General features: G+C 43.3%; 19 protein-coding genes. 8 read left to right on the top strand and 11 right to left on the bottom strand.

All coding sequences use genetic code 11. The features are described from left to right. Positions 1-8: 8 nt before the first annotated feature. The 3 genes from DP114_RS19580 to DP114_RS19570 all read right to left on the bottom strand — a co-directional run bounded on the left by DP114_RS19580 (position 9) and on the right by DP114_RS19570 (position 4310). Positions 9-1739 carry a diflavin flavoprotein gene (locus tag DP114_RS19580; protein ID WP_171976908.1) on the bottom strand — a complete coding sequence of 577 codons (1731 nt, stop codon included), beginning with the start codon at positions 1737-1739 and terminating at the stop codon, positions 9-11. 49 nt (positions 1740-1788) lie between these two features. Next, a complete protein-coding gene (locus tag DP114_RS19575) occupies positions 1789-2319 on the bottom strand; it encodes a phosphate-starvation-inducible PsiE family protein (RefSeq protein WP_171976907.1) in 531 nt (176 codons plus the stop codon). Between the two features lie 260 nt (positions 2320-2579). Next, the gene (locus DP114_RS19570) at positions 2580-4310 is read right to left on the bottom strand and encodes a diflavin flavoprotein (RefSeq protein ID WP_171976906.1); all 1731 of its coding nucleotides are present in this window, start codon (positions 4308-4310) and stop codon (positions 2580-2582) included. Positions 4311-4611: 301 nt separating this feature from the next. Here DP114_RS19570 and DP114_RS19565 point away from each other — a divergent pair, with 301 nt between their 5' ends. Next, entirely contained in the window at positions 4612-4758 is a 147-nt protein-coding gene (locus tag DP114_RS19565; RefSeq protein ID WP_172195120.1) for a hypothetical protein, read from the top strand. A gap of 46 nt (positions 4759-4804) precedes the next feature. Here DP114_RS19565 and DP114_RS19560 read toward each other — a convergent pair whose 3' ends face one another. The 4 genes from DP114_RS19560 to DP114_RS19545 all read right to left on the bottom strand — a co-directional run bounded on the left by DP114_RS19560 (position 4805) and on the right by DP114_RS19545 (position 10431). Beyond that, positions 4805-5242 carry an RrF2 family transcriptional regulator gene (locus DP114_RS19560; RefSeq protein WP_171976905.1) on the bottom strand — a complete coding sequence of 146 codons (438 nt, stop codon included), beginning with the start codon at positions 5240-5242 and terminating at the stop codon, positions 4805-4807. Between the two features lie 252 nt (positions 5243-5494). Next, positions 5495-6487: a LysR family transcriptional regulator gene (locus DP114_RS19555; RefSeq protein WP_171976904.1), complete on the bottom strand. Its 993-nt coding sequence runs from the start codon at positions 6485-6487 to the stop codon at positions 5495-5497. Positions 6488-6836: 349 nt separating this feature from the next. Continuing rightward, positions 6837-10187, bottom strand: a complete 3351-nt coding sequence (locus DP114_RS19550; protein ID WP_171976903.1) for a PAS domain S-box protein — start codon at positions 10185-10187, stop codon at positions 6837-6839. Then, on the bottom strand, positions 10177-10431 hold the full coding sequence (locus tag DP114_RS19545) for a helix-turn-helix domain-containing protein (protein ID WP_169266952.1): 255 nt from the start codon (positions 10429-10431) through the stop codon (positions 10177-10179). Before DP114_RS19545 ends, DP114_RS19550 begins: the two co-directional genes overlap by 11 nt. Before the next feature lie 291 nt (positions 10432-10722). Between DP114_RS19545 and DP114_RS19540 the strand changes: the two genes are divergently transcribed. The 3 genes from DP114_RS19540 to DP114_RS19530 all read left to right on the top strand — a co-directional run bounded on the left by DP114_RS19540 (position 10723) and on the right by DP114_RS19530 (position 12576). Beyond that, positions 10723-10983, top strand: coding sequence for a hypothetical protein (locus tag DP114_RS19540; protein ID WP_246162591.1), 261 nt, complete (start codon positions 10723-10725; stop codon positions 10981-10983). Positions 10984-11042: 59 nt separating this feature from the next. Further along, on the top strand, positions 11043-11768 hold the full coding sequence (locus DP114_RS19535) for a cadmium resistance transporter (RefSeq protein WP_169266953.1): 726 nt from the start codon (positions 11043-11045) through the stop codon (positions 11766-11768). Between the two features lie 385 nt (positions 11769-12153). Next, entirely contained in the window at positions 12154-12576 is a 423-nt protein-coding gene (locus tag DP114_RS19530; protein ID WP_169266954.1) for a YidH family protein, read from the top strand. A gap of 370 nt (positions 12577-12946) precedes the next feature. Here DP114_RS19530 and DP114_RS19525 read toward each other — a convergent pair whose 3' ends face one another. Continuing rightward, on the bottom strand, positions 12947-13402 hold the full coding sequence (locus tag DP114_RS19525) for an RrF2 family transcriptional regulator (RefSeq protein ID WP_169266955.1): 456 nt from the start codon (positions 13400-13402) through the stop codon (positions 12947-12949). Between the two features lie 268 nt (positions 13403-13670). Here DP114_RS19525 and cysE point away from each other — a divergent pair, with 268 nt between their 5' ends. Next, positions 13671-14396: a serine O-acetyltransferase gene (cysE, locus tag DP114_RS19520; protein WP_169266956.1), complete on the top strand. Its 726-nt coding sequence runs from the start codon at positions 13671-13673 to the stop codon at positions 14394-14396. A 193-nt stretch (positions 14397-14589) separates the two neighbouring features. Next, positions 14590-15558 (top strand): 50S ribosomal protein L11 methyltransferase, encoded by a 969-nt coding sequence (locus tag DP114_RS19515; RefSeq protein WP_169266957.1) that lies wholly within the window; start codon positions 14590-14592, stop codon positions 15556-15558. A 79-nt stretch (positions 15559-15637) separates the two neighbouring features. On the opposite strand, the gene DP114_RS19510 is transcribed toward DP114_RS19515, so the two are convergent. From DP114_RS19510 to DP114_RS19500, 3 genes are all read right to left on the bottom strand, one after another. After that, complete coding sequence (locus DP114_RS19510; RefSeq protein ID WP_171976901.1) at positions 15638-16456, bottom strand: hypothetical protein; 819 nt, start codon at positions 16454-16456, stop codon at positions 15638-15640. Positions 16457-16813: 357 nt separating this feature from the next. Next, positions 16814-17272: an RNA-guided endonuclease InsQ/TnpB family protein gene (locus tag DP114_RS19505; RefSeq protein WP_246162590.1), complete on the bottom strand. Its 459-nt coding sequence runs from the start codon at positions 17270-17272 to the stop codon at positions 16814-16816. 243 nt (positions 17273-17515) lie between these two features. Beyond that, positions 17516-17785 carry a peptidoglycan-binding domain-containing protein gene (locus DP114_RS19500; protein WP_169266959.1) on the bottom strand — a complete coding sequence of 90 codons (270 nt, stop codon included), beginning with the start codon at positions 17783-17785 and terminating at the stop codon, positions 17516-17518. Positions 17786-18180: 395 nt separating this feature from the next. On the opposite strand from DP114_RS19500, the gene DP114_RS19495 reads away from it, so the two are divergent. Next, complete coding sequence (locus DP114_RS19495; RefSeq protein WP_171976900.1) at positions 18181-19416, top strand: serine/threonine-protein kinase; 1236 nt, start codon at positions 18181-18183, stop codon at positions 19414-19416. 488 nt (positions 19417-19904) lie between these two features. Beyond that, positions 19905-20312 (top strand): hypothetical protein, encoded by a 408-nt coding sequence (locus DP114_RS19490; RefSeq protein ID WP_169268026.1) that lies wholly within the window; start codon positions 19905-19907, stop codon positions 20310-20312. The last annotated feature ends 150 nt before the right edge of the window (positions 20313-20462 follow it).

The following is a 20462-nucleotide window of genomic DNA, read 5'->3' as shown; positions in this document are numbered from 1 at the left end:
GAATGTCACTAGCTACCTGATTTGCGGTGCTCGATCGCACTCACGCCTATCGCTTCTAAGACTTTGCCCTCATTTACCGTTGCGTAGATTAACCAGCGATCGCCACATTCCATCCGCTGTTGGACAGTACATTCCAGATAGGTGAGGGCATCACTAAGAATTAAGCAACCGTTGTTAGCACTTTGAGTCGCCAACTCAGCAAAGGGATTGTCTCCTGGGGTACTGCGATAAGAAAAGTATCGCCGCAGGTTGCGTCCTTCCTTAAGGATGTTGAGGACAAATTGATCACCAGGATGAATAATCGCATCGGCATTTTGATCTTGAGCGATCGCAATCATCAAACCAGGAGGATTAAAAGTCGCTTGAGAGACCCAAGAGGTGAGGATACCACTATGGCTGTCACCGCGTCGAGAAGTTAGGACGCAAAGAGAACCGATGATCCGTCCAACGGCTTGTTGTGTTCTGTCAATTTGCGCTTCTGTTAAAGCTTGGCGAGGTGTACGCAGCTTTTGTTTCTTTTTCAAGACTTGGGCAAATTCTGCCCCCGCATCCTGACACTGCTGTAAAGTGGACTCAGTGGGACTGAAGCGAACGCGGATAGTTTCAAACCCTAAACGAAAATTGGCATCCAACAATTTGCTTTCAATCAAATCGGTGGCTTCACCACTCCAGCCGTAAGAACCAAAGACTCCTGCTAGTTTAGTTTTCGTCGCTGCTGATAGAATAATTCCCAAGGCTGTTTGAACTTGAGTGGGTGCATGACCTCCTAATGTAGGAGAACCGATAATGAAGCCATTGCAAGCTTCCACTGCACGGGTAATTTCGCTTGGTTCTGCTAGTTCGCAGTTGATAAGTTCGACTGCAATCCCATTTTGAATTAACCCTTGGGCGATCGCCTGTGCTAAAATCGCTGTATTACCATAAGCAGACGCATAAAGCAAGGCTACTCGCAATTCCTGGGTTTTCTGTTGTTGGCACCATTGACGGTAATCGTAGGTAAAGCGACTGAGGCTGTAGCGAACAATCGGACCATGACCAGGTGCATAAAATTTGGCTTTTAAGGGTGCTAATTTCTCTAAGGCTGCTTCGACTTGTTTTGCCTGGGTGGCGTGGAGACAGTCAAAATAGTAGTGGCGATCCGCATCCAGTTGCTTCCAATCCTCATCAAAAACAACATCGCTACAAACATGAACCCCAAAAAATTTGTCAGTGTAGAGAATACGGGTTGCATAATCGTAAGTACACATTCCATCCGCCCAACGGGGAGTCGGTACAGTCACGAATTGCAGTTGATGTTCTTGCCCCAAATCTAGAGTGTCTTCGGAACGGACTAGCTGAATTTTCGACTCCCACTCAGGGAAAATCATTTTCAGAACATTTGCGCCTGGTTTAGAACAGACAATTTTAGCTTGGGGTGCTTGTTCGAGGAGGACTTTGAGGGTAGCCATCCGGTTAGGATTAATGTGATTGAGGATTATGTAATCTAATTGCGTCAAATCCAGATGTTTGTTGAGTTCTTCTAAGAAAATCTGGGTAAAAGACTCGCCTGGAGGGTCAATTAAAGCAGTACGATCAGCATGTATGAGATAGGAATTCGCTGTTGTTCCTTTTTGGCGGGCGTATTCAACTTCAAACTTGAGGCGTTCCCAAGTGCGCGATCGCAAAACTAAAGTATGAGTCGCAATTTTAGCAACTTGAACGTCACGAGGGCGGCTGGTTGTGGGGGCTAGAGTTTGCATTAGTATAGTAATGGGTTGGTTGTTAAGGGTTAGATCACAGGAGACATTTTCAGAACTCAACATGCGTATGAGGTTCAGCCATTTCTTGGGCGAGGCGGTTTTTGTATCGCTTTGAGACTTGGTGTTCTGGATCGATACCTTCAAAAGTTGGAGGTAACCAAACTCTCACAACCAGTAACACCCCTAACACCACTAAGAAAGCACAGGCGGCTAAAACTTGCATAAACGATGTTTCTAATACGCCTCGCACAATCATTTCTCGCAACACAGAAACAATTGACACTTCTACGGCGACTCCAATAGAAACTCGTTGCTCTTGCAGGTAAATGATCAACAAACGAAATAACTCTACTAAAATCAGCAACGACAGGATATCTGCTGTGACGCTGTGGAACTGAATCGGGGGGATGAGAGAGAGGAACATGGCGCGGATTTGTAGCACCATAAAGCTAAATAGCCCGATGCACAAGCAAATCACAATCAAGTCCTGCACAAGTTCCAGTGCTTGCACAATTCGACCGAGATTTAACCAGCTTTCGCGCTTCACAGGTTTGACTGGTATGTTTTTGAGTAATTGCATTGTTTAAAGACTCCAATGAAAGTGAGGGAGTGATATTACAGCAGTTTTCACCTAAATGAACCACACCATTTGTAAGGGCGCAAGCAAGAGCGTCGCTATGACTATGGTCTATTTACCTGAAAATGGCTGTAAATTCGTTTGTACCGGAATTATTTGTTGTTCCTCTTCCTCTCCCTCTGCGTTCTCTGCGCCTCTGCGGTTTTTTAATGATTCAAATTCAACCGGAAACCATATGAGTGAGAGAGGAAAGTGGTTTGCAGTTAATAGTGGTTACCAACCTTGCGATGGTGGACGGCGCTGAAGGCATCTAGTTTGGCGACTCTGCCAGTTTGGACGCTGCTGTAGATAATCCAGTGATCGCTGCACTCGATTCGCGTCGTGACTTTACATTCCATATATGCCAGTGCATCTGCCAAAATGGGACAGTTATTGCTGGCGGGGTAGGTTTTGATGTTTGCAAATCGATCTGCACCGGGAGAGAAACGCTTGAGGAAGTGTTTCATTAAGGTTTGGTAGTTGTCTTCCTCTAAGACGTTGAGAACAAAGCGATCACCTATGTGGAGTAATGATTCAATTGCCCGATCCTTGGCAACTGCAATCGCGACTCCTAAAGGATTCATGCTCGCTTGCATCACCCAAGAGGCTAACATGGCACTGGTGACATCTGCTTTCTGGGCAGTCATAATATAGAGTCCACTGCTTAACCGTCCCAATGCCCGTTCTAAATCATTATCTATGGCTTTGATTTGTTTGATCGTGCGATCGCGAGTCAACCACTGTCCGATATCTGTACCCGCTTCATCACACATTTGCTCGGTGATATGCGTCGGTGGTTCTTTCACCAAAATGGGTGGAAAAGCTTCCGTCAGACCGATTTCTTGAAACTTGTTCCGCAGAGGATAAATTGGTTCATCTTCCCTACCGCCACTTTCAAACAGTCCGACTGCTTGCTTACGGTGTGCAGCTGCGAGAATGGTACTTAAAGCTGCATGGGCATTTTGATTCGATTGAGATGGCATACCAATCACCAAACCCGTGGCTTGGTTGACGAATTCCCGGACTTCCTGAGGTTCAGCAGTATTTAAATCTACCAGTTCTACCGCTACCCCATTTCTCTGGACGCCATGAGCGATCGCTCTTGCCAATTGGTCACAAAAGCCGTAATCTTCACAGTAGAACAGGGCAACAAGGGTATCTGTCTTTGCCTGTTCTTGACTCCATTTCTGGTAGCAACTCACCCAGTCTGACAAATGATGTTGTAATAAAGGTCCATGTCCTGTGGCGATTGTGCCGATATCTAATTTTTCCATCCGCTTGATAGCAGACAGCACGGAACGGGCATTTGGAGCCATCAGGCAGTCGTAGTAATATTTAAAATCGGCTTCAAGTAGTTCTGGATCTTCATCAAAGGTGTGATCGTCGCAGTAATGCATCCCAAAAGCATCGCAAGTGAAGAGGATGCGGGTTTTAGGATCGTAGGTAAAAATAGTATCAGGCCAGTGGAGATTGGGGGCACTCACGAATTCTAACTCATGTCCGTTGCCTAAATCGAGGCGATCGCCATTCTTAACTATCAGCGATTGAAATGGCTGATGTATCATATTTTCCAGGAACTGGATGGCAACTTTTGCTCCTACTACTGTCACCTGAGGAGCTAACTGCAACACCTCTTTAACAAGTCCACTGTGATCCGGTTCAGTATGACTAATAATTAAATAATCTAGCGTTGAGAAGTCAATCAATCCCTTTAAGACATCTAAATATAACTGCTGAAACTTGCGGTGAGACGTGTCAATTAGAGCAGTCTTCTCACTTTGAATTAAAAACGAATTATAGGTTGTACCATTGTCCAATCCAAACTCGATATCGAAGCGATCGCGATCCCAATCTAGAGAACGAATAGCGATCGTTTCATCCCCAAGATCGACTATTTGCATAGTCAAGCGATCGTGGGATTGAGTATTTTCAGAACGAGCAGTGAGTGCAACCATACGCTTGTGCCTCCAACAATCTTCTGGCGTGAGTGTTCTTAACTCTCATTCTGCTTGGAAAGCACTCCAATTGTAAAATGTCAATTCTTAAAGTTAATTATTAGTTATTTCAATCATCAAATCTATTATAATTTTCTATTCTTATCATTTGATTTTGCACTGATTTTAGGCTTTTCTGCGGCTCCAAAAAGCGGTATAAATAGAACGTTTTTTTGACTTACGCACCATCTGCCACCAAACCCGGTTTCTTAGCTCGTATTTGGTTGCGAAACAGACGATTTTTGCTCTTAACCGGGTTTGTTTGCGTAAGTCCTGGCTTAACAACGTCGTCGGGTGGGCACTCTTGCTCGACCAACCCAAAATTGCGGGGTTAAGGCAAGTTGGGGAAGTTGGGGAAGTTGGGGAAGTGGGGGAAGTTGGGGAAGTGGGGGAAGTTGGGGGAGAGTAAGAATTTTTTCACCTCATCTACCCCTCAAAGTTGATGTCATGGACTACTAGATGTAGTACATAGATTCCATCTGTCGTTGTTTCGCTCGTTGCTCACAAATGTCATGGATGGTATACTTCTGTAGAACAGAGTAAGCTGCATCACACCCTTCTTGCCAAACCTCTTGAATAACTTCAGTTTCTACTGAGCTGGGGGTGGAATTCTTCTTGGGCACATCTGCGTCTCCTTGTTCCATGCAACGGAAAGCATCTAGAAGTGTAATCTTTCGCGGTTCTCGCGCTAGAACATAGCCACCTTTGACGCCGCGTATGCTCTTAATTAAACCTCCACGCCTTAATGTCGCCAGAAGTTCTTCCAAATAGCGGTTTGGTATGTTTTGTCGTGCTGCTATTTCCCGGATTTGTAATGATTCACCGCTAGAATAACAGGCTGCTAGCGCTATCAGGGAAAGAACCGCGTACTCAGTTTTGTTAGAAAGTTCCATAGACGAGAATATATAGACCCATTTAGTTATTACCTGTGAGCAAGCTGAGTGTCAGCCTAACCATTAGAATTAGGGTCACACAGGCAATATCTCGCTAATCTTGTGCTGGATAGGTTTACGACAAGTATAAAGAAGACCACTAATAAAATCAAATATTTTTATTTGTCACTTTAATCAAAAAAAGTGATGAATCAGTATAAGTACTTATTTTACTCCAGCGGATATTTTGTCCAAAGCATCGCAAAAATAGATTTAGTTGAGTTCCGACTCCAAAACTTTTGAGTTTTGACCGTTCGCTTCGCTCAAGGGCATGCTTTTTGACTCTGGACTTTGCACAGCGCTCAAAATCTCTTCAAAGGCGATCGCAACTCGGGTTTGAAAACGTTGTTTGTGTTTAAGCTTCCAAACAGGTTGAACAATGTCTAGCTCGGTGTCAGAGTTTCTATCAACCACAGGAACGGCGTGAAGTGTAGATAGCTGTATTTCCTTGGTAACCATCAATTCCGGAATAGCAGCAGCACCAACACCGCTTTCAACCACTGCTTTCACCATTTCGCTACTGCTCAAGACAAGAACAATATCCAACTGAGTCGGGTCAATTCCCCAACTTTGTAAAGCTTGCTCAAACATTTGCTGCACTCCCGAACCTGGCTCTCGCATCACCCAAGTCGTCGCTAGCAGTTCTGCTGGGCAAATTTCTGTACGCTTAAACCAGGGGTGAGATGTGCCAACCACAATTTGCAGGCGATCGCTCCCCACAACTTCCTGCTCCAAATAGTTCTTCAGTGAGGGTTTAACGTCTCCTGTTACTAAAGCAAAATCAAAAAGTCCTGTAGCTGTCCCTTCGCAAATTTCTTCTGCATTACCCAGCGTACAATCAATATGAATACCGGGATATTGGCGCTTGAACTGGCTAATTTTCCCTGGTAACCAGTAGTTACCAATCGTCAGACTTGATCCCAACTTTAATTCACCTCGTTGGAGATTATTTAGTTCTTTCAAGCCTCGCTCAGTTAAAGAAACTTGCTCAAGAACTTTCTGTGCTTCCATTTGCAGCAATTTACCAGCATCAGTAATTTCGATATGGCGACCAATTCTATGGAATAGTCTGACGCCATATTCTGCTTCCAAACTTTGAATTGCTGCACTCACTGCTGGTTGAGTAATATAAAGCGTTTCTGCAGCACGGGTAAAGTGCATCAGTTCCGCAACTGCCAAAAAAATTCGCAACTGCTCAAGCGTCATTTTGAACCTTAAGGCTTTTTGGGTATTGAGTCTGACCACTATGGTTGATGACTTCCTAGTATTGTACGGTAATTATAGGCAACTACCGTATTTAAAAATAAAGTTTTTCTGACATATTTGGCTTTTAGTTATGTGCCTGAATATTTAATCAAAAAAAAGAAGCAGACTCTGTATTATTCGTGACTTTACAACTTTGTGTATTGGAAATACTGAGTTGTAAAAAAGCTAATAAAGGACTGCATAATAAACATTAGCATAAGTATTATCGTCAGAAAAGAACACTCAAGATAATCATTCTTTGTGAACTAGACATGTGCGAATTTAATGTATTATGAAAACTTTGTGGATCTTATTTGCTCGCTTTGATGAGATCAACAATAACCTTTACCAGTTCCTCTGGCTCAATTGGTTTGGTAATATGTCTTTGAAACCCAGCTCTGTTCGCTTGCTCTTGATTGATTTCTCCGGCATAAGCAGTCAGAGCTACAGCTAAAACATCTCTGCCTTGTGTGGATGTGATTGCCCGGATTTGTCGCATTAGCATATAGCCGTCCATCTGAGGCATTCCAATGTCTGAGATCAACACATCAAAGTTTGTTTGCTTAAAAGTTTCCAAAGCTTCTATTGGGGAAGTTGCTGAGGTAACCAGGGCACCACTTTGCTCTAGTATAAAAGTAATCAAATCTCGTGTGTCTGTATCGTCATCGACTAGCAAAACTCGCAGATTTGCAAGGGGGAGCGATGAGGAATTTTGGATGAGAGATGAAGAAGTTGATTCATCCAAATGCCCGAAGCCTTGATCGTTTAAAAGCGGCAGTCTGACGGTGAATATAGCCCCCTGTCCAACTCCTGGGCTGTCTGCGTGAACGGTTCCCCCGTGCAGTTCCACCAAGTGACGAACGATCGCCAACCCTAACCCTAATCCGCCAAATGTTCGAGTTGTCGTGCTATCAGCTTGACGGAAGTATTCAAAGACATGGGGAAGAAAGTCTGGAGTAATACCTTTGCCTGTATCCCTAACTTGAATTTGAGCTTGCGATCCTATACGGTTGAGTTGAATTTCCACGTTTCCACCATTAGGCGTAAACTTAACAGCGTTAGTAAGTAAGTTCCAGATGATTTGCTGTAAGCGAGCAGAATCCCCAAGGATTTGCCCTATGTCTTTTTCAAACACCGTCTCAACTCGAATCGATTTGGCTTGGGCTGCTAACTGCACGGTTTCCATTGCAGCTGTGATGGTTGATGCTAGGTTAACTCTAGCCATGTTGAGACTGAGTTTGCCACGCAATATGCGAGAGACATCCAACAAATCCTCAATCAGTTGTACCTGTAGCTTAGCGTTGCGTTCGATTGTTTCCAAAGCATAAGCTGTTTTTGCGGCATTTAATTTACCGTTGCGAAGCATACTCGACCAGCCTAAGATTGGGTTGAGGGGCGATCGCAACTCGTGAGACAGTACTGCTAAAAACTCATCTTTAATGCGATTTGCAGTTTCGGCGGCTTCGCGGGCGGTTTGTTCTCGTTGCAAGATTTGTTCTCGTTCGGCTTCGATGCGCTTGCGCTCGGTGATATCTTTGAAGAGGACGGCGACTTTGCGACTTGGTGGTTCTCCAATACGGCAGGCATACACCTCAAACCAACGGTTCATCACTTGGGAAGCATTCTCGAAGCGAATCGGTTCGCCAGTCAGTGCGACTTTGCCGTAAATCTCATACCAATGAGCTTCAAGATTTGGAACGAGCTGACGCGCCGTTTTGCCCACTGCTTGTACGAGTCCCGTTTGTTTCTCGAATGCCGGATTGGTTTGCAAAAAGCGGTAATCAATCGGCGTATTGTTTTCATCAAAGAGCATTTCGATGATGCAGAAGCCATCATCAATGGACTCAAACAACGTTCGATAGCGTTCTTCCGAAAGGCGCAAGGCATCTTCGGCAAGTTTTAGATAGGTAATATCGATGAGTGCGCCAGGAAAAGAAACGGGGTTGCCTGCTGCATCATACTCGACTCGCCCGCAAGCCGACAGCCATCGCTCCCCGCCACTAGCAGTCCGAACGCGGTATTGGGCGGCATAGCCCTTACCCGATGAGATCGCTTGATTAATTGCGGTCGAAACGCTATCGCGATCTTCTTCGTGGATGGCATCGATAAACAGCTCGATGGGCAATCCAACTGTCGTCGCGATCGCCGGATCTACGGCAAACAAGTGAGCAAACGCAGCGTTAACAACGACGCGATCAGTGAAAATCTTCCAACGCCAGGTGTAAACTGATCCAGCCGCCAAAGCGGACTCTAATTGCACGTGTGCTTCTCGCAGCGCCATTTCCGCTTGCTGGCGTTCGGCTTCAAGGCGTTTTGCTGTGGAAATGTCCCGTGAAATAGCGAGCAGTTGTACAACTTGTCCTGATGCATCTCGGATCGGCGAAATAATAGTATCCCACCATTTCGGCTTACCCTTTGCGGTGGGGAGGTAGCCTTGGAATTGACCCGTGTTGCCCATTCTGGCGGCTGCGATCGCAGCTAATGCTTTATCATAATCTTCGCCCTGCCAGAAACTAACCCAGTCGCTGTTGAGAATCGATGCAGAATCGTCAACTTCCAAAAGATGTTGCCCCCCTGGATTCAGGTAAAGGAGGTGCCCGTCTAATCTTAAAACTTTAATCCAGTCATTGCTGCTATCTAGAATGCGTTGCTTTAGCTCTTCACTTTCTCGCAGGGCTTCTTCGATTTGTTTGCGATCTGTAATATCAATCAGCCAGCCGTCCCAAGCATCTCCGTCTGCGGTTCGTAACCCACTCGACCTGCCTTGAATCCACTTGAGTTTCCCACTAGACGTAATAATTCTGCCTTGCCAATCCCAAGGGAGAAAGTTCTCGGCAGCTTTAGCAGCCGACGCTTGAAATGAGGGTTGATCGTCGGGATGAATCTGGTTCCAAATTAAATTAGCGTCCTGTAATGCCGCTGATGACTCTACTTCAAACAAATCACGGCAACCAGAATTAACAAAGGCAAAGCGATCTGAACCATCGGCTCCGGCAATATAGCGATAAACCATTCCTGGTATATTTGCGAGCAGGCTCTGCATTTGGGCTTGGCTCTCGTGCAGTGCCTGTTGAGCATCAACAGCCGTTTGACGGGCGCGACTGCTACCTAAAGCAGCGGCGGTAAAATTTGCCAAGCTAGTCATCAGCCGCACATCTTCGCTATCGAAGTGCCGTTGCTCATCGTGAGACACGATCCAAATCGTGCCTAGCGGTTGCTCATCAATGGCTAAAGGAATGATTAAACTTTCAATAATTGCGGGTTTCGCCTGTTGGAAGTAAGTAAAATACCGTTCGGGGTACAAAAAAAGCTGGGGCGATCGGCGTTCTAGACACACCCCACAAGGGCTAAAATCGCCTGGGCTTGTCCCCTGCTCATATTCCTCCAACTCTCCAGCCAGTGCTACCCAACGGAAAATTTCCTCTCCAGTGGGGGTGATCTCTAGTAAGCTGACCCCAGCAGTTCCCGCTTGACAAAGATCCCTGGCAACAGCAACAAGGGTTTTGAGCATAATTTGCGGCGATTCTGCTAGTTGCCGAGCCAGAGTATGCAGGGCTTGGTTCTCGGCTTGCAAGTCAATTGTTTTGGGCAAGCGACGAGATAGTTCTTCCGTAATCAGAATGTCTTCTAGATTAATCTGCTTTTGCTCATCACAGGTCATCGCCAAGCTCCATCTCTGGGAAATACTGATTCAATAATGCTTTTCCCGACACACCCATTTGCAGCAGCTGGTCTTTAATCAACTTAAGTGCCATTGGGGAAGGTGTACTATGTCCGTTCTCCCAACGATTCACGGTTTTGAATGAAACACCTAATTGTGCAGCAAACCGTTCTTGAGAAAGATTGAAGTGCTGCCGCAGTTCACGGACTAAATCTGAGGTGGAGCTTGGCTTGGTAGTTGCCATCGCCTTTTTCTATGCCTTTTTACTTAAGTATAGGACAAAAGGGATAATACTTGTCCTATCTTTAAAAAAATTATTAAATGTATTAAGTTCTCTCCCCCTACACCTCTAGTTTTGATCAAAAAAAGAATCGAAAAATTAATAAATTCAATCTATGACTTTGACAAAAAAGAATATTTGCTTTTACTAATAGGGAGCAATAAAGTGAGACTGTGCCACAGCAGAGGAACTTTGTTAAGGCGAAAGTTTACCAGTTTCACAAAAGACATCTACAACTGTTGGAAATTTGCTCACATGACCATTACTGACCAAACTCGACTGAAAAAAAGTGCTCACGGTTTAAAGCCGAACTGTCTATCATTTAGAGAAGTACTAGCACAATCCTTTGCTGTCATCGCTCCCACTACGATGGCGATCGCAGCATCCAACATCGGCTTAATTGTTGTCTTATCGGGAAATGGCACTTGGCTGTCGTTTGTAATTGGCTTAATTGGATTGGTGTTTGTGAGCGTCAATATAAATCAGTTTGCCAGTGGTGATTGCTTCATCGTTTGATGACGAAATCTAAGATTAGCTCAGAAAACGCGAACACAACAATTAAGGATAAACACCAAATGAGCTTATATACCGCAATTCCCACTGGGCTGTCTGCCTTCGCTGCTACTAATCTTGACGACATTGTGATTCTGTCTTTGTTTTTCTCTCAGGTCAATGCAATCTTCCGTCGTCGTCACATCGTTACGGGTCAATACCTTGGTTTCAGTGTCCTGGTTATCGCTAGCCTGCCTAGTTTCTTGGGCAGTCTCATCCTACCGCAGTCTTGGATTGGATTGCTAGGAGTTGCTCCTATTGTGATTGGTATCACTCGCTGGTTAAACCAGGAGGATAGCGATAATCCCGAAGCACAGACAGAGCAAGAAGAATCTGATAGATCCTGGTTTACCAGCTTTTTGTCCCCCCAAAGCTACAGTGTCGCTGCAGTAACAATAGCTAATGGGAGTGACAACATTGCTATCTACGCACCGTTGTTTGCTAGCAGTACCTGGGAGAGTTTAGCAGTTATCCTTGGAGTCTTTTTCTCGCTCGTGGCAGTTTGGTGTTATGCAGCATACCAGTTAACTCGTATACCAGTTATGGTCGATGCCCTAACGCGCTACGGTCATCAACTTATTCCCTTTGTTCTGATTGGGTTGGGTGTTTTGATTCTGGTTGACTGTCACACTTTGGAAAATCCTAGTTTAGCCGTACTCACTTTAATCACAGGTAGTTTTTGTTTGCTAACTCTCAACAGGAACCTTTGGAGAACATCTGAAATAGTATCTGAAGTTGAAAAAAATTGAGTCATATAGCAATTTGAATTTTTTTTGTGAACAACAAGATTACCGACTTATTTAAAAAGTCGGTAATCTGTATATGCACGATTTCAAAAAATTAAATAGGATTACTATATCAAGTCTGTCTTAACAAGTGAAAGTCATTTCAATTTGTTTAAATTGTTGTGTGAGCAAATATTTTTATTTAAAAAGTATTGTTGAATACAGCTAAAAGTGATTCCTTAACCAGTAGAATTCACAATTATCAAGATAACACTATAAAATTTTTTTGTCAAAAAGTGAAAAGTTCATAAGACAATATAGAAGAGGAAAAAAACTTTCGCATAAGTAAAGTTTACTCAAATTCATCAAAAAGATTAAACACTTTTGTATGCGACTACCATTCAAATTTATGAAAGCTAATGTAGAAATTTCAGAAAAAGAAAAGTCAAATAAACCTAGTTCAACAGATAAAGTGCGGGAACATTTAGCAAATGAACGTACCTATCTTGCATGGATGAGAAGTGGAATTTCCTTGATGGGGTTTGGTGTTTTGATTGTCCGCTTGCGTATTCTTCGTCCTCCTCTTGCACCTCAAGCACCGGGTGATGGTTGGAAGTTAGGTTTAGCCTTTTCATTAGTCGGTTTGGTGACAGTCATGTTTTCAACCCAGCATTATCTTGCTGTACGCCGTGATATTGAGGAGGATACCTACCAACCAGCAGACCGATTGGTCATCCTCTCTAGCCTTGCTGTTATACTTCTTGGAATTGGGGTTATTTATTACGTATTTAGTATTCCTCTTGAGTCATTAAATACAGTCATAGTTGACTGAAGAGACTGGGTGTGGAGTGTCAGGAGTACCCTGCACCCTGCACCTTTTAGGAAGCATTGTTAGAATAGAATGGTAGCCCCTGGTAAATCCCATCATTAGAATCTTTGTGATTCCTGCGTGAGGTGGCTGTTGACTCCACCAGGATGAATTTTCTGATTGAACTTGAGTCTACTTTTTGTGTTGTTTCCTCCATCGTCGTTTCAATCGAGTCTTTGGTAGAAGTGACTGGTTCGGTAAGAAACGACCTCCAACTGTTTGGGAATCTCTTTTAAGCAAACGACAAAAATTCGTCTGGCTAATGCTGTGCTGCTTCGACTACGCTCAGCACAAGATGTTTTTTGCTATCTGCATATGGTAACTGCGAGAATGTCTAAATATAATACATTGGACCTTGCTGCAAGCGAGCTTGTCTTTGCTGATACAAATCTTGGAGTGTATAGCTGTGTAAAACCTTAATACAGGCGGTGTTGGCTTGCTCCCAGATCTCATGAACCAAATCCCTTTCCAAAGTGGAAGTCACAGAGGGTTCTCTGTCTTTACGTTCTCCTTCCACCAAAGTGACAATCTCCAGTAAGGTGATTTGCCAAGGTTCACGAGCTAGAACAAAGCCTCCTCGCGAGCCACGATGACTCTGTATTAGACCTGCTCGCCGCAAACTGGTCAGAATTTGTTCCAGATAGCGTTCAGGTATGGGTTGTTTAGCAGTCATTTCACTCATAGTCAGAGGAGTTTTTTTTTCCTTGTTGCTTGCTAGTTCTAAAAGTGCTAGCAGCGCGTATTCAACTTTGGAAGACAGATCCAAAAGAGTATAGTTTTGGCTATTCAAGTCCGTACTCAATATACTACTGTTTTTCGATAAGTTTATCGTAATTTTATGACAGATTTATTTTCATGGGAGTGTTAGATGTAATAACATTGCGCTAATTAGTCATAAATTATCATAATATTATCGATTTGCAGTAGATTATCCAAGACAATTCCTACAAATGATTTCATTAATTACATAACTTACACACTTGGCTTGTCTGTTGATCTTTGGTGTAGGGGCTGTTGAATTTTGAATTGTTATAAACTTCCCGAGATAGGAACAAATTATGCTGCTAACTGATTTGCGAACGATTTATGAGCGCGATCCAGCCGCCCGTAACTGGCTGGAAGTGTTGTTCTGTTACCCAGGTTTTCAAGCCATACTCTTGCATCGAGTGGCGCACTGGCTTTATCAAACGAAGATTCCCTTCATACCTCGGTTTATCTCCCATATAAGTCGGTTTTTGACTGGAATTGAGATTCACCCAGGAGCAAAAATTGGCACGGGAGTTTTTATTGACCACGGTATGGGAGTGGTGATTGGTGAGACAGCAGTGGTGGGTGACTACAGCTTAATTTACCAAGGAGTCACTCTCGGTGGTACTGGCAAAGAGACAGGAAAGCGCCATCCTACTCTCGGCAATCACGTCGTTGTGGGAGCAGGTGCTAAGGTATTGGGCAACATTAATATTGGGGAACATGTCCGCATTGGGGCAGGTTCAGTAGTGCTGCGAGATGTGCCTAGCAACACCACAGTCGTAGGGGTTCCAGGGCGCGTGACTCGTCAGACTAAGGAAATAGCCGATGTTCTGGCTCACAATAAACTGCGGGATGTGGAAGCAGAAGTGATTCGCGCCTTATTTGAACGAGTCAAAGCTTTAGAAAAACAAGTCCAAGAATTACAGGCGCAGTCATCTGTACACGCATTGCAAGTTAGCGACTCACAAACGAACAATAGCAAGTCGAATAGTGATTTGGTGATTTCAGAGTTTTTAGATGGTGCGGGGATTTAAATCAGGGAACAGTGAACAGTGAACAGTGAACGCTTAACAGTGAACAGGGAACAATTGATAACTGATAACTGATAACTGATAACTGATACTAGCATTGGTTAAGATGAAAAGGCTGTCTGCGATCGGTAGCTTCACCGTGCAGTCAGTTTTTGTTTTAGGCAATGCAGCTGCACGCTAAGGAAGAAAAGAAAGTATGCCGTGGATAGAGTTAAGCCTCGATACAACACACGAGGCTATTGATTGGGTTCGTACGCTGCTTGCAGAGACTCTCGAAATTGGTGACATTAATATCGTAGAATATACGGGACTGAACCAACCCCATCCAGTTGAGCAGCACCCTCAATGGACATTCACGATTTACTTATATCTACCACTAGATGCCCAGTCGAGAACACGTGTAGAAAAAATCGTTAATTTGCTCTCGCCTTTGCACCGTACTGGACTAACGACTACGATACAGACGACTGTGGTTGAAGACAAACCCACAGACGCAAACGGACTCAACTCTAGAATTCATCGGATAGGGAAACGCTTCGTTGTACTTACTCCTGATGCATCTTATCAATCCCAAACAGCAGACGAAGTCACTTTGAGACTGAAGACAACCCTCTGTTTTGGCAGCGGTTTACATCCAGCAACTATTCTCAGCCTTCAACTGCTTGAGCAGTACATCATCCCCACCATGAATGTCTTAGACTTGGGTTCAGGTTCAGGTATTCTGAGTGTGGCAATGGCGAAGCTTGGGGCAAATGTCTTAGCATTAGACAACGATCGCATTGCGGTAGTTGCCACTCAAGACGCTGTACGTTGTAACGGGGTAGAACAGCAGGTAAGAGTGATGAAAGGAAGCTTGGGATCTGGAAGTGAGATGGGGCATTGGATGGGTGGAGACATTATCGACAATGTGCCAAGCATCAAAGATACAAAAACTTTTGACCTGATTGTCGCCAATATTCTAGCACGGATGCATATTGCTCTTGCTGATGACTTCCAGCGTGCGCTGCGTCAAACTGATGCACACGGGGGACTTCTGATTACAGCTGGTTTTACTGCTGATCATGAGGAGAATGTTGACAAAGCTTTAACAAAAGCAGGATTTGAGATCGTTGATTGTAAACGATTAGACGAGTGGGTTGCATTTGCTCATCGCCTTGTTTTGTAATGGGATAAGCTCTATTTTCAACGATCTCGTAAACCTGCGTACTCTAAGTCATTCAAGCAAGTAGAGATGATAGAGTTAGTTATGGGTATATAGTGTCAGCAACGAACACAGGTTTGTTTTTGTAATCTGCTTCCAACTGTCGTCTCACCCTTTGATCCCAAGTGATGCCGTAGTCTCGTTCAATATCTGCAGCGACAAAAGGACGAACAACACCCACCATGCCTACTGTCTGATTTTTGTTTATCACCCTTTTTGGTGTTGCGACGAATAAAACCAACAAATCTTCCGTGCCTAGGGAGTAACTTTCATCGAGTGTGAACAAAACGGGACTTTGAATATTATCAACACTACCCATAACTGCAACCTTTGTACCATAGTACTTGCGAGGGTTTTGGGTAATTTGTCCGACTCTAGGCGCTAATAGAATTGACTTAGCAATAATCGCAGGTTTATTGATATAATCCTCATAGATTTTGTCCTGCAAATTGAGATTATAATTCCGCTCAATGTTTTGAATATTTAAGTTACGAACATCACCCGTAACTTGAACTTTTGTATCACTGTCAGTTGGTAAATCGAAAGCTAGACCCGAAGCGTTGATGACTACTACAGGCTCGCCGCCTAATAATTTTTGATCACTTACCGTAAAAGACGATTGACCTACTTTTTTCATCGGTTGGCTTCTCACCGTTACGGGTTCACCTATGAAATTGTCTGTTTTTTTGCTAAGATCATATGTATTAACAACTTGTGTAGGAGCGAGTGTATTACCGCCATAGCCTACTCTCACCAGCACTGCAATCAATACTAGAGATACAATGACTCTTGCATCCCAAAGTTTTTGCAGTAAATAATCTCTCTCACGACTGATTTTGCCTTTCATCTCTTGGTCATTCATAATTCAGACTTTCTTATTTTAAATTTATTTGTTGTCCAAAAATGCTAAGCTAAGATTAGATAGTCACATACTATACAGATTTGTGAAAAAGCAATAAGTATGAGACTTTCACGAAAACTCAAACTTTGCTTCTTCATGGAGTTATGAATCTCAAGGAAGAGAAATTTTTGTTTTATGTGATGCAAGTTTATTATTAGCGAAGTCGTGTTATTTTCTCTTCCTGCTGAGGTAATATAATTAGTATCAACTAAGATAGATTGCCAATACTGTAGATAGAGTCTTCTCTTCCTACCGGCGACTCTAGGTGGCTATCTTAGCTAATGCAACTATCTGAAGAGAATGTTGACACTTTGCGGCCTAAAGGCACGCAGATTCTTGGGTCTCGGGGATTCCAACGAATTTACCCTCACCAAGCGTGTGCCCCACGGCTGCAAGTCCGCGTATCGCGACTACTTGTGCAGCTGCAACATCCCTATCGGTTGTATAGCCGCAATGTGAACATACATGAACACGTTCACAAAGATCTTTTTTACCAGTTTCAGTTCCGCAGTTAGGGCAGATTTGGCTAGTCTTACGAGCATCTACCTTCTGGAAATAAACACCGCGCTTAAAACATGTCTGTTGCAAGATATTAAAAAACTGACCAAATCCTGCATCAAGGCAATCTTTACCGAGTATTACGCGAGATAGCCCAACAAGATTTAGATCTTCAACAAACACCATCCCTGCATTATTGCAGTTGACATACATTTTACAGGCAGCGCGAACACGAATGCGTATCCCAGACAAAAAAGCAGGTCGAAAGGAAATTTTCAAAGGGAACTCTAATAGTAAGCCAAAAGCAAAGACAAATAGCAGTGAGCAAGCCTGGAATTATAGCCCAGGCTTTTTTTTAGGTTTTACTCATCGCAGACAAAAAAGCAGGTCGAAAGGGAATTTTTAAAGGGAACTCTAATAGTAAGCCAAAAGCAAAGACAAATAGCAGTGAGCAAGCCTGGGGGATAATCCCAGGCTTTTTTTAAGTTTTACCCATGGCGCAGTAGCAGTGTGCTAAGGAGCTTAGGCAATATTTGCGCCTAGAGCACGCCAAGTTTTTACACCAACAATTCCATCTTGACTCAGATTATACTTGCGTTGAAAGTCCTTGACTGCATCCTCAGTTTTATCACCGAAGTTAGCGTCAAAGGTAATTTTGTATTTGTAACGGAGAATCAGAATTTGTTGCAGTAATCTAACTCCTTCAGTTTGTAGACCTTTCTTTAGAGTTGGCAGATCATTAGACAGTTGGGCATCAGCAGCAGTAGTTGCAGCTTGAAGTTCGGATGACATAGTTTATTCCTGTTTGAATGTTTTTTGGGAGAACACCCACAGTCAAAGTATTGAGGCTTGTCCCTCCAGATTCTTAGTAAATGTCATCGAATGTAACTTATGCAGTTGGACAATCAACTTTATTGGCGATCATGCTTTTGCTAGATAAGGCGTTGGCAATATTGCGATAATGTGAGAAGCTATTCTGGCGTTGATCTTCTGCACCGGCTGCTCGCAATACGGTTCGGTTAACGGTCGTCAGTAGACCTCTCCAAAAATGGCTATGAAACCTTTAGCGCGCTTGCACTAAAAATCATTTTTGGAGAGGTCTAGTTGTAGTTTGGTGTATCCTGGCAAGTAAGAGACACTAGAATAAAATTCTATTTGCATTTTACTCACCAAACCACAACGCAGTAATGCTACCAGAGCTAAACCCCGGAACTTCGATTAACAGTCGCTATCAGATTCAAAGACTTCTTGGACAGGGAGGCTTTGGAAGAACTTACTTAGCAGTTGACACTCAACGTTTCGGGGATTATTGCGTCCTCAAAGAATTTGTCCCTGCAAACACAGCAGAAGCCGTACTTGTCAAATCCCGTGAGTTATTCGAGCGTGAAGCGAAAACTTTATACCAACTCAATCATCCCCAGATTCCTAAGTTTCTGGCTTGGTTAACCGAGAAAGAGCGGATATTTATAGTCCAGGAATATGTTGAAGGTGATAGTTACTCTCAACTTTTGCGCGATCGCCTTTCAACAAAACGAAAGCCATTTTCCGAGGCAGAAGTTATTCAGTGGTTATTGGATTTGTTGCCAGTTTTAGAGTATATCCATCAACGCAATATCATTCATCGGGATATTTCACCAGACAATGTGATGTTTTCCCATAAGCTTTCTAAACCTGTACTGATTGACTTTGGAGTGGTTAAGCAAAAATTCACTCAAATTCTGGCGGGTGATTCTTCAAAATCTTCGTACTCTGTTGCTGGTTCAGTAGTTGGAAAAGTAGGTTATTCTCCACCAGAACAGATTCGCATGGGACGTTGCTACCCCTGTAGCGACCTCTATGCACTGGGTGTTTCTGCTATTGTTCTTCTGACTGGAAAAATGCCACGTTTGCTGATAGATCAGTCTTTTCAGTGGCAATGGAAATCTTACGTTAAAGTTAGTGATTTTGTCACTCAGATATTGGATAAAATGCTGGCGGAAAGACCAGCCGACCGTTATCAATCAGCCAGAGAAGTATTGAATCTGTTTCAGTCACAAGGTTTATCTGGTGGTATTGTGACACAATCACCTCAAAACGTACCAATTCATCCTCACCCTGCTCCAAGGCTTGAACTACCACAGACTAAACTGTCTGAAGAAAGTAAACAGTTTAATCAAAAATCACAACAACCCAGGCAAAACACAGAAAAAGCCAACGAATTCCAAGCAGAAAATACGACTAGCATCAAGCCAGAGTTTGTGGAGTATTGTCGGCGAGAACTAACTAGTTTTGTAGGTCCCTTCGCCAGTTTTGTTCTTGAAGACACTTTGAATAAAAATCCACAAATAACACCAGAGCAATTGGTAGAAGTTTTAGTAGAAAAAATTCCTGATCACCGAAGAGCGCAAGAATTTAAAAAGCGCCTTAACCCTCCTCGTGGTTAAACAAATTATATCAAGTTCGCTTAATCGCTTATAAATCGCGCATTCACCCAACCCACCCTTGTCATCGGGTATTTAGGTACAGTCTTGGGTTTGTGTCCCCTTGCGGGGAAGTATTGAACACTGACTGAACAAGTCATATATACATGAGACAGCGAGTTTCAATCCCCTTGCGAGGAAGTTACTGAATTGTGGTTTAACCTCGTAGTTTACTGTTTCCACTTTAAGTTTATCTTGTTAAGAATCAATATACAACTTTTAGCTAAAAATATTGTAAATATAGCTGATTAGTGTACTTGCTAAATCACGAGGTTAATATCTATACAAAGTATATAAAATTACGGTAAATTACGGGCAAACCAGAATTGGTCTATTACAATCTAAAGTAATGTTCAAAGGAGAAAGACATGGAAATCCCAGATGGATGAAACCAGTAAACTGACGGAACTATTCAGGATACGTGAGACGAGCGATTTTTAGAAGGAAAGTAAATGACAATTTCTTATTACGGAAACACTCCAGGAAGACACTCAACAAGCTTCAATTCCTGGATAGCGTTGAATTGCAAGAATGGCAACAACGCTTTGTTGCAAGCAGGCGGACAGTCATCAAACTGGGTAACCATACCAGCAATACCGCAACCAACGCTGACTACTATAAGTATCTTGCCTGTAGCATCGCTACAAGTGCTACCCCAAAATCAGGAATCCCTCGCCACAAACCAGGATTCCTCAATGAATAAGATTTCTGCTGTAAACTCAGTTGCAAAATCAACTGAGAATGTTTTGACACGCCTGATTGAAGTCCTATCTAAGAATCTAGAGTTGAATCTAGACTTTGCTCTTGTTTGCAAACGTATTGGCTTGGAGTGGAAATGGAAAGCGGAGTTAAAGTTATGACAGAGTCTCAGGAGAGGGTTTTGATTTTGTTGGAGTTAAGATTTTTCAAAAACTATCTGACTCAGACTAAAGCCCAATAAGGTTTGATACGGATTTTCGGCTGGTGGAATAAGTATTTTCCACCAGTATGACATAATAGCAGTCGATAAA

The sequence above is a fragment of the Brasilonema sennae CENA114 genome (assembly GCF_006968745.1).
GTDB lineage: Bacteria > Cyanobacteriota > Cyanobacteriia > Cyanobacteriales > Nostocaceae > Brasilonema > Brasilonema sennae.
The sequence above is the reverse complement of the archived record's forward strand: the minus strand, read 5'-3'. Positions and strand labels throughout refer to the sequence as shown.